15 protein-coding genes are annotated in these 14,563 nt (G+C 70.7%); 5 read left to right on the forward strand and 10 right to left on the reverse strand.

Annotated features, from left to right (window positions below):
• Positions 1-504: 504 nt before the first annotated feature.
• The 3 genes from ACFQ11_RS20470 to ACFQ11_RS20480 are packed head-to-tail and all read right to left on the reverse strand — an operon-like array spanning position 505 to position 2,326.
• Positions 505-864: a hypothetical protein gene (locus ACFQ11_RS20470; RefSeq protein WP_378300919.1), complete on the reverse strand. Its 360-nt coding sequence runs from the start codon at positions 862-864 to the stop codon at positions 505-507.
• A gap of 5 nt (positions 865-869) precedes the next feature.
• Positions 870-1,703: a polyphosphate polymerase domain-containing protein gene (locus tag ACFQ11_RS20475; RefSeq protein ID WP_378300921.1), complete on the reverse strand. Its 834-nt coding sequence runs from the start codon at positions 1,701-1,703 to the stop codon at positions 870-872.
• A complete protein-coding gene (locus ACFQ11_RS20480; RefSeq protein ID WP_378300923.1) occupies positions 1,700-2,326 on the reverse strand; it encodes a DUF4956 domain-containing protein in 627 nt (208 codons plus the stop codon). The genes ACFQ11_RS20475 and ACFQ11_RS20480 overlap by 4 nt, the downstream gene beginning before the upstream one ends.
• Positions 2,327-2,538: 212 nt before the next feature.
• Here ACFQ11_RS20480 and ACFQ11_RS20485 point away from each other — a divergent pair, with 212 nt between their 5' ends.
• The 3 genes from ACFQ11_RS20485 to ACFQ11_RS20495 are packed head-to-tail and all read left to right on the forward strand — an operon-like array spanning position 2,539 to position 4,962.
• Positions 2,539-2,859, forward strand: coding sequence for a hypothetical protein (locus tag ACFQ11_RS20485; protein ID WP_378300925.1), 321 nt, complete (start codon positions 2,539-2,541; stop codon positions 2,857-2,859).
• Complete coding sequence (locus ACFQ11_RS20490; RefSeq protein ID WP_378300927.1) at positions 2,849-4,306, forward strand: sensor histidine kinase; 1,458 nt, start codon at positions 2,849-2,851, stop codon at positions 4,304-4,306. The genes ACFQ11_RS20485 and ACFQ11_RS20490 overlap by 11 nt, the downstream gene beginning before the upstream one ends.
• Complete coding sequence (locus ACFQ11_RS20495; protein ID WP_378300929.1) at positions 4,303-4,962, forward strand: response regulator transcription factor; 660 nt, start codon at positions 4,303-4,305, stop codon at positions 4,960-4,962. Before ACFQ11_RS20490 ends, ACFQ11_RS20495 begins: the two co-directional genes overlap by 4 nt.
• 43 nt (positions 4,963-5,005) lie before the next feature.
• On the opposite strand, the gene ACFQ11_RS20500 is transcribed toward ACFQ11_RS20495, so the two are convergent.
• From ACFQ11_RS20500 to groL, 4 genes are all read right to left on the reverse strand, one after another.
• The gene (locus tag ACFQ11_RS20500) at positions 5,006-5,593 is read right to left on the reverse strand and encodes a phospholipid scramblase-related protein (protein WP_378300932.1); all 588 of its coding nucleotides are present in this window, start codon (positions 5,591-5,593) and stop codon (positions 5,006-5,008) included.
• Between the two features lie 141 nt (positions 5,594-5,734).
• Positions 5,735-6,322, reverse strand: a complete 588-nt coding sequence (locus tag ACFQ11_RS20505; protein WP_378300934.1) for a phospholipid scramblase-related protein — start codon at positions 6,320-6,322, stop codon at positions 5,735-5,737.
• A 33-nt stretch (positions 6,323-6,355) separates the two neighbouring features.
• The gene (locus tag ACFQ11_RS20510) at positions 6,356-8,542 is read right to left on the reverse strand and encodes a DUF4132 domain-containing protein (RefSeq protein WP_378300936.1); all 2,187 of its coding nucleotides are present in this window, start codon (positions 8,540-8,542) and stop codon (positions 6,356-6,358) included.
• Positions 8,543-8,691: 149 nt separating this feature from the next.
• Positions 8,692-10,320 (reverse strand): chaperonin GroEL, encoded by a 1,629-nt coding sequence (gene groL, locus ACFQ11_RS20515; RefSeq protein ID WP_378300938.1) that lies wholly within the window; start codon positions 10,318-10,320, stop codon positions 8,692-8,694.
• 428 nt (positions 10,321-10,748) lie between these two features.
• Here groL and ACFQ11_RS20520 point away from each other — a divergent pair, with 428 nt between their 5' ends.
• Positions 10,749-11,528 carry an aminotransferase class IV family protein gene (locus ACFQ11_RS20520; RefSeq protein ID WP_378300941.1) on the forward strand — a complete coding sequence of 260 codons (780 nt, stop codon included), beginning with the start codon at positions 10,749-10,751 and terminating at the stop codon, positions 11,526-11,528.
• 365 nt (positions 11,529-11,893) lie between these two features.
• Here the strand turns inward: ACFQ11_RS20520 and ACFQ11_RS20525 are convergent, their stop codons facing one another.
• Positions 11,894-12,382 (reverse strand): hypothetical protein, encoded by a 489-nt coding sequence (locus ACFQ11_RS20525; RefSeq protein WP_378300943.1) that lies wholly within the window; start codon positions 12,380-12,382, stop codon positions 11,894-11,896.
• A gap of 105 nt (positions 12,383-12,487) precedes the next feature.
• Here ACFQ11_RS20525 and ACFQ11_RS37850 point away from each other — a divergent pair, with 105 nt between their 5' ends.
• Positions 12,488-12,643, forward strand: coding sequence for an Lsr2 family DNA-binding protein (locus ACFQ11_RS37850; protein ID WP_449193581.1), 156 nt, complete (start codon positions 12,488-12,490; stop codon positions 12,641-12,643).
• 516 nt (positions 12,644-13,159) lie between these two features.
• On the opposite strand, the gene ACFQ11_RS20530 is transcribed toward ACFQ11_RS37850, so the two are convergent.
• The gene (locus ACFQ11_RS20530) at positions 13,160-13,969 is read right to left on the reverse strand and encodes a hypothetical protein (protein ID WP_378300945.1); all 810 of its coding nucleotides are present in this window, start codon (positions 13,967-13,969) and stop codon (positions 13,160-13,162) included.
• 297 nt (positions 13,970-14,266) lie between these two features.
• Positions 14,267-14,545: a MoaD/ThiS family protein gene (locus ACFQ11_RS20535; RefSeq protein WP_378300947.1), complete on the reverse strand. Its 279-nt coding sequence runs from the start codon at positions 14,543-14,545 to the stop codon at positions 14,267-14,269.
• Positions 14,546-14,563: the final 18 nt, after the last annotated feature.

Below are 14,563 nucleotides of genomic sequence, written 5' to 3' on the forward strand. Positions count from 1 at the left end.
AGCCTCGGGGGTGACCCGGCCTGCCGGCCGGATCGATAAAGGCACTGGCTTTTAACACGCTGTTGAGTTCTCAAGAAACGGACACCCACCGCGCTCGGCCCGCTCTCGCGGCCCTCGCTCCGGGGCGACTGTTCTTACTTTATCGGTTCCGGCCGGTTTGTCAATTTCCGGCTTTTCCCGATACGCCTTTCGGGTTCCGCTTGCGCGGTTCCTTCCCGGCGGTGGTGCTATTTCATCAGATCCGGCTGGTTTGTCAAAACCGACCGTTTCCGACCCACAACCGATCGGCGGGCACGGCGGAGCCGCGCCTGCTTGGTCGGGTGTGGTTCCCCTTCGGGCCGGCCACCTCTCGGCGTCCCGCTCCCCGGTGGGGCGGAGAGAACATTATGCCCCCGGGGACGGCACGTCAAACCGGCGCGCGAAAATTTCCTCGGAGCCGTCCGGCGAGTGCCGGAAATGTCGCCCGGGTGGGTCTCTCACCTGGGCCGATGCCCGGGAAGGGCGTCAGCTGTACTGGGCCAGGTAGCCGCCGAGGAACAGGATGCCTTCGGCGCCCACCCACAGGAACGCCGCGGCCGTCAGCATCATTCCGAGCCTGTCCGGGTGCCGCCGGACGCGGGACATCGCCGGGGCGGCCAGCGCGAGGACGACCGCGGGGATCACGACGGCGAGCGATGCGAGGACGGCGTTCTCGAAGCCCGTCGCGCACGTCGGGTCGTGGGCGCCGCCCGCCCCGCAGAACGCCTGCTCGCCCCAGCCGCCGAGCGCGGTGAACGCCCAGAGCGCGGCGAGCGCCGCGTTGGCCACCGCGGGGATCGCGGGCGAGATCCACCAGTCACCGCTACGTCTCGGAGCGACTTGCACGTCGCCTATCTACCCCGCCATGCCCTGTTCCAAAGGGGATGCGGAGCATCGAAATAGGTGCGGACGGCCGGGCGCCACGGGTTCGCGGGGACGCCGGGATAGAGGACCGCCACGGCCACGCAGTACTTGCTGATCTTCACCGGGCGGACGCCCCGGTCCCGCAGGATCCGGTCCACCGGGCCCTCACCGCCCGCGGACTTCGACTCGATCAGGACGATGTCCGGATCGGCGGCGATCGTGGTGCCCTCGCCGTCGGTGCAGGTGAGCGCGGTGTCGAAGGTCACGCGTCCCGGGCCGGACAACTGGACGAGCGTCGAGCGCAGGTAGTCGGTGGTCGCACTGGTGACGACGGCCCGCGGCGGGTTCGTCCGGTACGCCGACAGGAGGACGTCCTGCAGGAAGGCGCGGGCGGTGCCGTCGAGGGTCGTGCGGCGGGCGGCGTCGTAGGGCATGCGGCGTTTGTCGGTGGCGTTGCGGGCGCCCGACAGTTTGACCTCGAACATGCACTCGCCGCTGTCCATGTACGTGCGGGTCCGCATCTTGTAGCGCTGCCGCCGTCCCTGCCGGTGCTGGCGGAACGTGAGGAGGTCGGGGGTGTCGAAGTAGGCGGACGAGTAGCGGAAGGCGCGGCGGCCGTCGATCTCCAGGGCCGCGTACTCGCCGTCGAGGCGCGGGAGCATCGCGGCGCAGAGCTCGGCGGGCACCAGGTACTTGCGGTCGACGCGGGTCTGGAGTTCGGCGCGGTCGAGGACCTGGGCGAGGGACATGGACGGCAGCGCCCCGGTGAGGCGCGCGACCGCGGCGGTCCCGTCGGCGGCGAGCTCGGTGAGGACGGTCATCGCGCCTCGCCGTTCACGGACGACGCGGGACGCGTCGGGTACGGGGTGCGGATCGCGGCGGGGCGGGGCTTCGCGGCGGGCCGGCGGTACCGGACGTCGACGATCGAGACGTCCCGCACGTAGTCGACCTCGGTGACGGTGCAGGACAGGACGGTTCCGCCGAGGCGCTGTTCGAGGTCGGCGTGCAGTGCGGCGGGGTCGGCGTGGACGACGTCGAGCGTGACGACCCGGCGCTGGGTGCGGGGCGCGAGGCGGGGATGGTCGGCGACGTACATCATCGTGAGGAGCACGGCGTCCAGCAGGACGGCGAGCCACGGGATCACGGCGGCGATGCCGTTGACCAGGCCGAGGGCGAGGGCGACGAAGTAGTAGCCGACCTCTTCCTGGGTGATGGCGTCCGAGCGGAGCCGGATGATGGACAGGACGGCGAAGAGCCCGAACCCGACGGCGACGTCGGCCCGCTCGGCCAGCAGCAGCGAGACCACCGTGAAGACTCCGACGTTGACCGCGATGTAGGCCAGCCGCAGGTCCCTGCGGTGGTGCCGGCGGAAGTAGATGACGTGCGCCAGCACGGTGATCGCGGTCAGGTTCGCGGCGAGGCCGTACAGGACGTGTTCAGCCACGGGCTTCCTCCTCGTTACGGTCCGGTTCATCGAGTACGGTCTCCGGCCGCGATGGGACTCGGGTGAGAGCCGGATGAAAGAGCGTTCATCGAACGCGCGGTCCGCGGCGCGGGGCCCCGGCCGGATGAAAGGCTTCTCATGTGGCCTTAACCGCGGGCTCCGGGGCCGCGTGCGAGGTTGGCACCATGTCGGTTTCAGTACGCAGGTGGTGCGTGGGCATCGCGGTGGGCGGGGTCTTGCTCGTCGCCGCGGTGGTGGGGGTCGTCCAGGCGCGGCAGAGCACGCCGCCGTCGCTCGGCGGGACGATCGAGGTCGGCCGGTCCCCGGGGACGAGCGGGCCCGGCTCGTCCGGGGCGCCCGGCTCCTCCGGGGCGCCCGGCTCGCCCGGGGCGCCGGGGGCGCCGGGCGCGTCGCCGTCCGGTGGGCAGGGCGGGCGCGCGGTGTCGCCGCCGCCGGTCCGGCCGGGCGACGACGACGATGACGGTGCCTACGGGGACGACGGCGCGTACGGGGACGACGGCGATGACGGGTGAGGTCCGGGTGACCGCGCGGGCGCGGATCGTCGGCTGGATGCTGCTGCTGGTCGGGCTGGCGCTGGCCGGGTCGGTGACGGTGACGTGGTCGGTGCTGTCGGCGCGGCTGAACGACCGGGTCGACAACGAGCTGACGCACGAGGCCAACAAGCTGCGCAGCTACATGGGCAACGGCGTCGATCCGGCCACGGGGCGGCGGGCGACGGACCTCACCGAGTTGCTGGAGCGCTACCTCGTCCACAACCTGCCGGACGGCTACGAGACGTTCTTCTCCGTGGTGGACGGGCGCACCGTGAACCGCAGCGCGCAGGACCCGCTGGCGCGGCTCGACCTGGACCGGGCGTTCGTCGCGAGGGCGGCGCGGGCGAAGGAACCGACGTACGGGTGGGCGGAGTCGAGCGCGGGCGACGTCCGGTACGCGGTGCTGCCGGTGCGGATGGACGGCGACCCGCGGCAGGCGGCGCTCGTCGTCGTCGAGTTCCGGGACGCGCTGCGCGAGGAGGTGAACGAGACGACGCGGGTGCTCGGGTTCACGGCGTTCGGGGCGCTCGCGGTGGCGGGCGTGGTCGGCTGGCTCATCGCGGGGCGGGTGCTCGCGCCCATCCGGCTGGTGCGGCAGACCGCCGAGCAGATCGGCGAGTCGGATCTGACGCGGCGGCTGCTCGTGCGGGGGAACGACGACGTCGCGGCGCTCGCGTCCACGTTCAACCGGATGCTCGACCGGCTGGAGTCGGCGTTCGCGGCGCAGCGGCGGTTCCTGGACGACGCGGGCCACGAACTCCGCACCCCCATCACCGTCATCAGGGGGCATCTGGAGCTGATGGGCGACGACCCGGACGAACGTGAGGAGACCCGGACGCTCCTGATGGAGGAGCTCGACCGGATGAACCGGATGGTCAACGACCTCATCATGCTCGCGAAGGCGGACCGTCCGGACTTCCTGGACCTCGGGGAGATCGATCTCGCCGACCTGACGGTGGACGTCGTCGCGAAGTCGCGCGGGCTCGGCGACCGGCGGTGGCGGGTCGGCGCGGTGGCGGAGGTGCGGGTGCTCGGCGACGCGCAGCGGCTGACGCAGGCGCTGATGCAGCTGGCGTCCAACGCGGTGCGGCACACCGGTGACGGCGACACGATCGAGGTGGGTTCGGCGGTGCGGGACGGGTCGGTGCTGCTGTGGGTGCGCGACACCGGCCCGGGCGTCGCCGCCGAGGACCGCGAGCGGATCTTCGAACGGTTCGTCCGGGCGGGGTCGGGGCCGCGGCCCGCGGAGGGCGCGGGGCTGGGGCTCACGATCGTCGCGTCCATCGCGAAGGCGCACGGCGGGACGGCGTTCGTGCAGAGCCCGCTGGAAGGCGGTGCCCAGTTCGTCCTCGACATCCCGTTGCGCCCGGTCGTCGACGCGGGCGCGACGACGGTCGTCCTGCCCGCTCCGGAGGTGATGCGGTGAACCGGATCCTGATCGCCGAGGACGAGCGGCGCATCACCTCGTTCCTGGAGAAGGGGCTGCGCTCGAACGGTTTCACGACGTCGGTCGTGGCCGACGGGCTGTCCGCGTACGAGCACGCGCGGACGGGCGAGTTCGACCTGATGATCCTGGACCTGGGCCTGCCGGTGCAGGACGGCTTCACGGTGCTGCGGCGGCTCCGCGGCGAGCGCGTCACGATGCCGGTGATCATCCTGACGGCGCGGGACACGGTGGCGGACACCGTCGCGGGCCTGGAGGGCGGCGCGGACGACTACATCGCCAAGCCGTTCGCGTTCGAGGAGCTGCTCGCGCGCGTCCGGCTGCGGCTGCGGACGGAGCGGATCCCGGAGGCGACCGTGCTGCGGGCCGGCGACCTCGACCTCGACCTGCGGACCCGGCGGGCCCGCATCCAGGGGCGGACGGTCGAGCTCACCGCGCGCGAGTTCGCCCTGGCCGAGGTGTTCTGCCGGCACCCCGACCAGGTGCTCACCCGCGAGCAACTGCTCAGCCAGGTGTGGGGGTTCGACTTCGACCCGGGGTCGAACATCGTCGACGTCTACATCCGGTACCTGCGGCGCAAGCTGGGCACGGCCCGGATCGAGACGGTCCGGGGCGTCGGGTACCGGCTGCGGCCCTGACCGGCCGCACCCCTGACCGGCGGCGGCCCGGTTGGCGGCCCGGTCAGGTGATGTCCTTCGACTCGTGCAGGTTCATGTCCATGACGATCGCGGTCAGCGCGGCCATCGTGCGCAGCGGCTCCGGCACGGGGTCGAAGATCTCGACCTCGTACTTGTCGGCCGTCGTCAGCAGGTGGGTGACCACCCCCGCCCACTTCTTGCGGACGTGCGCGACCTTCTTCCCGTCCGGGTCGCGGACCGCGAAGTTGTTGCGCGGGATGTCCACCTCGACGTCGCCGACCGCCGTCCCGTCCGGGTCGTGGACGGCGTAGAAGCGGCCGACGCGCCGGGTGACGAACGAGCCGACGACGTCCCCCTCGGGGCGGCGCACCTCGGTGAGGGCCCGCCCCTTGCGCTTGTCGACGACGAGCAGCGGTTCACCGTCGGGCGTGCTCAGCAGCACCGCGCGGGCGTCCAGGTCCGACTTGCCGGGGAAGGCGGTGCGGAGCGCGTCGCCGCGCCGCCGATCGGTCTCGTCGGCCACCGCGACGGTCGTCCCGTCCCCGTCCATGACCCGGTACTTCGATTTCGCGAACGGGCCCCTGCGGGGCTGTTCGATCCTGAGCACCGGAGAGCTGAACACTTCGCTCACGCGTCCTCCCGCCTTCCCGAACCGCGGCCGCGGGCCGCCTCCGTGGCGTCCGGCGCGGTCCGCGCCGTCCATCCAAGCGGCGATCCTGCCAAGGGCCGGGCCCGAGGGAAAGCCCCGGGCGGTGCGGGTTCCGTGCGGGGGTCAGCCGGGGATCCAGTCCTTGCCCTCGTAGAGGATCAGGTCGATCGCCAGCGGAGACATGACCACCAGGGTGCGCAGGGGATCGGCGATCGCCTGGTGGATGTCCAGCCGGTACTTGTCCGCGCTGAGGGCCATTTCGGTCGCGAACCCCTTCCACTTCTTGTCCATCTGGGCGACGTGGGTGCCGTTCGCGTCGACGATCCTGAACTTGCGCCGCCAGGGGCCCGCGTCCATGCCGCCGATCGGGCGCTGCGCCGCGTCCAGGATGTCGAACGCGTGCCGGCGGCTCGGCGCCTCCCGGATCGACCCGACCACCGTGCCGTCCGGGAGGTGCACCATCGCCCAGTTCGGTCCCCCCTGGACGGTGAGCAGCGGGTGCCCGTCCGGGCTCTCGACATGGACGACGCGGCCGGCGCCGCCGTCCCCGATGACGATCCGGAACGCCTTCTTGAGCGCCGAGACGTCGCCCTCGGCCGCGCGCGCCACCAGCGTGCCGCGGCCGTCGAACACCTTGTACTCGGAGCGGGCGGAAGGGGCGCGCCGCGGCTGGTCCACCGTCAGCACCGGGGAGTTGAACAGTTGGTACACGGCTCGTGCTCCTTACAAGAGGTGGGAGGGGCGTCATCCCAGGCCGGCGAGGTCGGCCAGGACTTCGGAGGCGGTGACGGGGTCGAGCGCGCCGCGCGGGGGCGCGGTGAACCGGACCTCGCGCAGCGTCTGCTCGGGGAAGACGTCCACGGCGGTGACCGCGATGCCCGGGGCCAGCTCGGCGACCAGGTCGGGCGCGTCGCCGGGGAAGCGGCGGACGACCCGGTGGCACACGCCGCCGTCCTCGGCGGGGCCGCGCTCCCAACCCTTCCTCAGCAGCCCGAGGACCGCGCCGGTCGGGACGGTCGCGCCCTCGAAGCGCGCCAGCCGCCCGGTGTCGCGCTCGGCCGCCGTGAACTCGTCCACGTGCCGTCCGAGCTGGGGGAACGGCTGGACGATCTCGTAGTCGGCGAACAGTTCGGCCCACGCCGCGACCGCGTCGCCGAGGCCGAGCGGGTGCGCGATGCCGACGCGCGCGCCGTCCGGGAGCGTCACCGGCGCGTCGGCGGCGTCGGCGAACGTCCGGTCCTCGGCGATGCGGAACGCCGTCCCGCCGGTCGTCCAGACGAGCCGGCGGGCGATGTGCCGCAGCAGCGGGTGCTCGACGAAGTACCGCTCGAACTCGCCCGCGGTCCAGCGGCGCCCGGACGTCATCGCCCGTTCGAGCCGCCGGATCTGGTCGCCGGCGAGTGCGCGCACGTCCTTCTTGAGCTCGGCGAACCGCCGGTACGCGGCCGGGGCGAGGTCGGCGTCGTCCCTCGCACCGGGCTTCGGGAGCGTTGTGCGGTGCCCGCCCGCCTCGTCGGTCACGAACGGCCGCAGCTCCTCGTCGAACCCGACCGTGAAGCGGCGGGGACCGTAGTCGAGGACGAGCGTCCCGGCGGCGTCGAGGCCGACGTCGGGGACGAGCCGGTCGGCGAGTTCGTCCGCCGACAGCCCGCGCGCCCTCGCCGCCATGGCCAGGCACTGCTCGGCCGTCTGGCGGCGGCCGGGGGCGGACGCGCGCCGGGCGATGCGGTCGAGCCACGCCAGCGCGGTGTCGGTGCCGATCGCCCGCAGCACCTGCACGGCGTGCTTGTCGGTGCCCGATCCCGGCCATTTGAGCAGCAGGGCGCCGAGCCGCCGGGCGGCGGCGTCGTCGGCCAGCAGGCAGAGCTGGTCGAGCACCCAGCCGCTGCGGGACGGCGTGCGCGCGGCGATCCAGCTTTCGAAGACCGCCAGGCCGAAGGCGGACAGCGAGGCGCGGTCGCACCGGTCCAGGACCTCGTCGAGCCCGGGGAGCGTCCTGAGGTCGCCGTTCCACGGGAGGGTCGTGAAGGTGAGCGCGCCGATGAGGTTCTCGATCGCCTCCGGCGGCAGCGCCCGTCCGTCCCGCAGGCGGACCTCGGGCAGCCCGTCCCGGTCCAGCCAGGCGACCTTCGGCGGCTTGGCGGGCGGCTTCGGCGCGGCCTGCGGACCGTCCTCGGTGAGGAACCCCTCGACGGCTTCGGCGGCGCGGTCGCCGTACCGGCGGGCGGCGTCCGCCACGGCCGGGACGCCGTGCCGGGACGCGATGCGGGCCAGCGCCGCCCGGGCCTTGTCACGCGGGACGCGCGCCTTGCCCAGCGCGTCCGGGACCAGGAACGGCACCGCGCCGGCGCCGTGACGGGCGAGCCACTCGTCGGCGATGCGGCGGCCCGACCCCTGGGAGAGCCAGTGCGCCATCAGCACGGCCGTCTCCAGGTCGAGCACGGGCAGCAGCGCCCGGGCGCCCCGGGCGCGGTCGGCCTTGGCGTGCGGGAACACGATGTGGCGGGCGCCGAGTTCGAAACGGGCCAACAGCGCCTTGAGGTCGTCGCCCTTGGGTCCCCAGCCGCCCTTGGGGACGGTGCGCCAGTCCGCCAGAAGGGGCCGGACGAGCTCCTCGGGACCCTGCTTGAACATGAACGTCTGGTTCGGCGTGTAGGTGACCGTGCCGTCCTTGTAAGCCCGGACGAGTCCGGGCCACCCTTCGCTCTCCAGGATCGTCTTCTCTTTGTCGGACAGATAGGACGGCCTGTCGCACAGCTTCAGCCATTCCTCCCGCTCGCCGTCCGCCCACACGAGGCTCCGGTCCGCGGGCGGCTCCAGCCCGGGGACGAGCGCGACCGCCTTCGCCGCGGCCCTGGTCGCCTCGCGGTACGCGCGGGCGTCCCTTTCCCAGGGGGGATCGACCAGCAGCCGGGGCAGTGCGTCGCTCATCCCGATCCTTCCGAAGTCGGTGAATGTGGGGATCGGACGCACGTGATCGAGGATCGGTTCGCTCGTTTCCGCGCACGCGAAAGGGGGCGGCCCCGAAGGACCGCCCCCTTTTGTGGCCGTTCACCCGTTTCGGGTGGGCGTGGACCCGATCAGAAGTCCATGCCGCCGGCGTCGGGCATGCCGCCCGCCGGGGCCGCGTTCTTCTCGGGCTTCTCGGCGATGACGGCCTCGGTGGTCAGGAACAGCGCGGCGATCGACGAGGCGTTCTGCAGCGCGGACCGGGTCACCTTGGCCGGGTCGATGATCCCGGAGTCGAACATGTTGACGTAGTCGCCGGTGGCGGCGTTCAGGCCCTCGCCCGGGGTCAGGTTGCGGACCCGCTCCACCACGACGCCGCCCTCGAGGCCGGCGTTCACGGCGATCTGCTTCAGCGGCTCCTCGAGAGCGCGCTTGACGATGTTGGCGCCGGTGGCCTCGTCGCCCTGCAGCTCGAGCTTGTCGAACGCCTTGGTGCCGGCCTGCAGCAGCGCCACGCCACCGCCGGGGACGATGCCCTCCTCGACCGCGGCCTTGGCGTTGCGGACGGCGTCCTCGATGCGGTGCTTGCGCTCCTTGAGCTCCACCTCGGTCGCGGCGCCGGCCTTGATGACCGCGACACCGCCCGCGAGCTTGGCCAGGCGCTCCTGGAGCTTCTCGCGGTCGTAGTCGGAGTCGGTGTTGTCGATCTCGGTGCGGATCTGGTTGACCCGACCGGCGATCTCGTTGGCGTCACCGGCACCGTCCACGATGGTGGTCTCGTCCTTGGCGACGACGACCTTGCGGGCGCGGCCCAGCATGTCGAGCGTGGTGTTCTCGAGCTTGAGGCCCACGTCCTCGCTGATGACCTGGCCACCGGTGAGGGTGGCGATGTCGCCCAGCATGGCCTTGCGGCGGTCGCCGAAGCCCGGGGCCTTGACGGCCACGGACTTGAAGATGCCGCGGATCTTGTTGACGATCAGCGTCGCCAGCGCCTCGGCCTCGACGTCCTCGGCGATGATCAGCAGCGGCTTGCCGGACTGCATGACGCCCTCGAGGACCGGGAGCAGGTCCTTGTTGGCCGACACCTTGCCCTGGACGATCAGGAGGTACGGGTCCTCGAGGACCGCCTCCATCCGCTCGGGGTCGGTGACGAAGTAGTGCGAGATGTAGCCCTTGTCGAAGCGCATCCCCTCGGTCAGCTCGAGCTCCAGACCGAAGGTCTGGCTCTCCTCGACCGTGATGACGCCTTCCTTGCCGACCTTGTCCATCGCCTCGGCGATCATCTCGCCGATCTGCGGGTCGCCGGCGGAAATGGAGGCGGTGGAGGCGATCTGCTCCTTGGTCTCCACGTCCTTGGCCAGCTTGGACAGCTCCTCGCTGACCCGCTCGACCGCGGCCTCGATGCCCCGCTTCAGCGACATCGGGTTGGCGCCCGCGGCGACGTTGCGCAGACCCTCGCGCACGAGCGCCTGGGCCAGCACGGTCGCCGTCGTGGTGCCGTCACCCGCGACGTCGTCGGTCTTCTTCGCTACTTCCTTGACGAGCTCCGCGCCGATCTTCTCCCAGGCGTCCTCGAGCTCGATCTCCTTGGCGATCGACACACCGTCGTTGGTGATCGTGGGGGCGCCCCACTTCTTCTCCAGCACGACGTTGCGGCCCTTGGGGCCGAGCGTCACCTTCACGGCGTCGGCGAGCTGGTTCATGCCCCGCTCGAGACCGCGCCGGGCGTCCTCGTCGAACGCGATCATCTTTGCAGCCATAGGCTCCAGTCCTCCCGGAACAAGGTGGCTTAGACGGATCGAGCCGACGCCCGCGACGGACGACCCCGGCCGACGACTGCCATTCCGCCGCCGCTCCAGAGCCTCATCGCCCCGACCCAGACTGTGAAGTTGTCACTCTCCACAGTGGAGTGCCAACCGTTTTTTAGCACTCTACCCTGTCGAGTGCAAGCAACGCGCACCCTCTCCGCAGGAAGCTTCATCTACCTCCGCCGACCCACCCTGACCAGCCCCGGAGCCTCCGACCAGGGCCGCCCCGACTGCCGTCGCCGTCTTCCAGGGTGCGCCCCCGCACCCCGACACCCGCAGAACAGGCACGCGAGAACGATCCGCTCCGCACAGTCAGACACGAAGCCCCCGCGCCGCCTCCGGCAACGTGCCGCCGGACCGCGGACTGACAAACTCAGGCCATGGCGGAACTGAACGGCGCACCGGCCACCTCCGAACAACTCCAGGCGCTTGCGCTCGTCAACTACGGCCACTTCACCTCAATGCGAGTCGACGAACACCGGGTTCGCGGCCTTTCGCACCATCTGGAACGACTCGCTCGGGACTGCCGCGCCCTCTTCGCAACCGAACTGGACCGTGACCGCGTACGCGAACTCGTCGCCCAGGCCATCGCCGGACGAGACGACTCGTTCGTCGTTCGCGTGACCGTGTTCGACCCCGCCCTGGAACTCGGTCACCCCGGAACCGAGGCCGAACCACAGGTGCTCATCACCACCAGGCCCGCCGGCGCCATGCCACCCGCACCGATGCGCGTCCAGACCGCCAGCTACATCCGCGACCTCCCCGAGGTCAAACACGTCGGCCTGTTCGGCGCCCTACGCCACCGCCGCAGCGCCCAACTCGACGGATTCGACGACGCCCTGTTCCTCGACACCGAGTCCTACGTCTCCGAGGGCGCCACGTGGAACATCGGGTTCTACGACGGCGAACAAGTAATCTGGCCGAACGCCGAAGTCCTACCCGGCGTCACCATGCGACTTCTCCAGCAGGCCCACGACCGGACGTCCCTGGCACCGGTCAACGTCGCGGATTTGCCCCGCATGCAAGCCGCATTCGCCACCAACACGACCGTAGGCGTCCGGGCGATCACCGCAATCAACGACATCGAGTTCCCGGCGGAACACCCCATCCTCGATGACCTCCGCAAGGAATACGGCGAGATTCCGGGAGAACCCCTCTAACGGCCCCTGGACCGGCCGCGAAAACCGATCCCCGCGCGAGGCCAAGCGCATGGGCATCCGGGAATGCGCCGGACACCTGGGCATCAGTGAACGCATGGTCTCCAAGTGGAAGGCCGGAGGAGAGGCCATGGCGCCGACCCGATCTACTCGACTCGGTGACGGCCGCAGCGTTGAAACGTCGGCGTCCGGCTGACGGTCGCGGCATTCAGGGGATCGAGCGTGCGCTTACCAGGAGGTCTCGCGACCCCCATGAACCCGCCGAAGCACTCATTCGCGCGATGCCGCCCGTGCCGGGCTGGGGCCGCCCGCGCGAATAGGCACTTCGGACCGCTTTCCGTGGTCGATACGGTGCCCGTCGGCCCACCTCAGGGCGAGATGTCGCCTCGAAGCGGTCTGTGAGTCTCGGTCGCGACCGCAAAGCCCGATATTTCGTCCCATGGCACCGCTGACCAGAGTCCTTCCAGCACCGTCCATATGCGATCCACCAGTGGCCAATCCGGACGGTCACCAGTCAGAGTGATGATGACCATGAGCTCGCTCCCCCACACGCCGTGGTCATCATCGGGGTCCGTCGCAATCACGTCTTCAGCGATGAACCGCACACCCGCATGGATTTCAAGCAAGAGGTAGTCAGGGGGCGGGCCCTCCCGCTCTGTCCCGGTGACAAGCCTGAAGCTATGGACGACATCGATGTCAGGTTCCAGCCACTCGCCCGACTGAGGCTCAGGAGGCCCCCGGTACTCGCCGACCAGAGGCGGCCCGGTCTCCAGCAGGGTGTCAAGCACACGGTCCATGGCTCCCACGGCGGTCTCCTGCTCCGCTCCCTTGCAGAAGAACACGAGTCTGTAAGCCATGCGTGCCCCTCGATCGAACACCGTCCATCAGATCAACAGGCTTCCAGGCGGGAAAGCGGTCTTTCCTATGCACGCCGCATCGCGCGTGTCGAGTATGCAAGAAGGCTGCGCACGTGGGCAGAGGAGAAGGGGCTCAGTGTGAACAAGAGAGGCCGCATCCCCAGCGCCGCGATGGCTATGTATACGGCAGCCACCGGAGACGATCTCGCGGCGACACTTGCACGGATCGACCGGGAACACGGTCGAGACGGTACCGGCTGACGGGCAAGCGCCGCCGGGCTACTCCGGCGTTTGCCGTTCGAGAGCAAGGTGGCGCCGCTCGCGACCGACCGCACGTGGCGTCCGTTCTCGGACGAACGACGCCACGGGCGTGCGCCGTTCTCACGAACCGGAGGCGCCGCTTTCCTCGAAAGCCCGCGCCACCATTTCCCGGACCTGGTGCCACAGATCCCCGTACGGCGATGCGTCCGAGCCTTCGGCTCGGAAGACCGCCTCCGTGAACGAGTCGACGTCGTTCGGTGGGGAAGCGCAGAACTCGGCCAGGTCTTTTGGGGGCAGGCAAAACCCGAGACGGATACACAGGTCGCGGAGCAAGAGGGCGACATCCTCGGGGGCAACACTCGAGCGCTCACGGCACCATCTTGACCGACGTCGATCCGGGCGAACATCGCTGCTCGAACATCGGTCGCGGCATGGCGGGGACGAACGGCCGCCCCGGGTTCGGTCCGGGACGGCCGTCGGTAGCGGTTCACGCGCCCGCGGGGGCGCGTTCGGCGGTTACTTGGCGCTCGCGTCCTGCTCGGAGCCCTCGACCTCGGCGCCCGCGGCGTTGCCCTTGCCGCCCTTGACGGTGTTCGAGATGTCGCCGGTCTTCACCGCCTCGTTGCCGACGGCGGACTGCGCCTTGGGCGAGCCCGTGGTGCTGGCGAACGACAGGTCGCCCGGCCCGGTCTCGGCGGCGATGGTCGGGCCGTTGTGGCCGACGGTCATCTCCTTCACGACGTGCTTCTTCTTCGGCTTCGGCTTGTCGTGCGACTTCGCCGGCTCGGCGCCCTCGCGGGCGCCCGTCTCCTTGGCGTCCGCCTCCTGGACGTCCGCGTGCTCGGCGCCCGCCTGCTCGCTGTCCGCGTGCTCGGCGCCCGCCTCCTTGGCGTCCGCGTGCTCGGCGTGGGCTCCGGCGTCCTCGTGCTTCTTGCCGTGGTCCTTCTCGGCGTCGTGCTTCTTGCCGTGTTCCTCGTGCTTCTCGCCGTGGTGCTTCTTGCCGTGGTCCTTGGCCTCCTGGTCCTGCTCGGAGCCCTCGACCTCGGTGCCCGCCTTGTTGCCCTTGCCGCCCTTGACGGTGTTGGAGATCTTGCCGGTCTTCACCTCTTCGTTCCCGACCGCGGACTGCGCCTTGGGCGAGCCGGTGACGCTGCTGAACGACAGGTCGCCGGGGCCCTCCTCGAGGACGTAGGTGGGGCCGTTGTGGCCGATCTCGGCCTTCTCCACGTAGACGATCGTGATGTCCGCCATCGCCGCCGGAGCCGTGGCGAGCGGCACCCCCGCCGCGATGCCCGCGATCACCACTGCCCGCACAATACGCTTCATGCCATACCTTTCCTTCGCGAACCCGCGCGCTCGGAATCGAGCACTCGACTCAACTCTTCCGAGAGGGAATGGCAAGAAAACTCAAGCCGACGGACAGCACGAGTCAAGATCGACGCGGTGGGGCGGCGAGTGGCAAAGCGACGGCCTCGGGTGCGTCGGCGCGATGTTAAATGTCGCGATTACGCCATTGCGAAATGTGGCTTGATCTGCCGTTCGGGCAATTGGCCCAGGGATGTCGGCTTGTGCCCGTCCGGCGCGCGGTCGGTCGCGCGCCGGACGGGACGGACGGGACGGACGTCAGCCGCCCGCGACCGCGGGGATGATCGAGATCTGGGTGCCGGCCGGGGTGGGGGTGTCGAGGCCCTCGGCGAACCGGACGTCCTCGTCGCCCACGTACACGTTGACGAACCGGCGGATCTTGCCGGCGTCGTCGAGGATGCGGGCGGAGATGCCGGAGTAGCTCGCCTCGAGGTCGGCGACGACGGCGCGGAGGGTCTCGCCCTCGGCCTTCACCTCCGCCTCGCCGCCGGTGTAGGTGCGCAGGATCGTCGGGATCCGGACGGACACGGTGCTCATGGTTCGGCTCCTTCGATT

The organism is Actinomadura sediminis (assembly GCF_042675525.1).
GTDB lineage: Bacteria > Actinomycetota > Actinomycetes > Streptosporangiales > Streptosporangiaceae > Spirillospora > Spirillospora sediminis.

Coding starts and splice junctions, on each gene's coding strand:
- ACFQ11_RS20475 (WP_378300921.1), bottom strand. CDS start 1,703: ATGACCGTCCTCACCGAGCTCGCCGCCGACGGGACCGCCGCGGTCGCG.
- ACFQ11_RS20490 (WP_378300927.1), top strand. CDS start 2,849: ATGACGGGTGAGGTCCGGGTGACCGCGCGGGCGCGGATCGTCGGCTGG.
- ACFQ11_RS20510 (WP_378300936.1), bottom strand. CDS start 8,542: ATGAGCGACGCACTGCCCCGGCTGCTGGTCGATCCCCCCTGGGAAAGG.
- groL (WP_378300938.1), bottom strand. CDS start 10,320: ATGGCTGCAAAGATGATCGCGTTCGACGAGGACGCCCGGCGCGGTCTC.
- ACFQ11_RS20520 (WP_378300941.1), top strand. CDS start 10,749: ATGGCGGAACTGAACGGCGCACCGGCCACCTCCGAACAACTCCAGGCG.
- ACFQ11_RS20525 (WP_378300943.1), bottom strand. CDS start 12,382: ATGGCTTACAGACTCGTGTTCTTCTGCAAGGGAGCGGAGCAGGAGACC.
- ACFQ11_RS20530 (WP_378300945.1), bottom strand. CDS start 13,969: ATGAAGCGTATTGTGCGGGCAGTGGTGATCGCGGGCATCGCGGCGGGG.
- ACFQ11_RS20535 (WP_378300947.1), bottom strand. CDS start 14,545: ATGAGCACCGTGTCCGTCCGGATCCCGACGATCCTGCGCACCTACACC.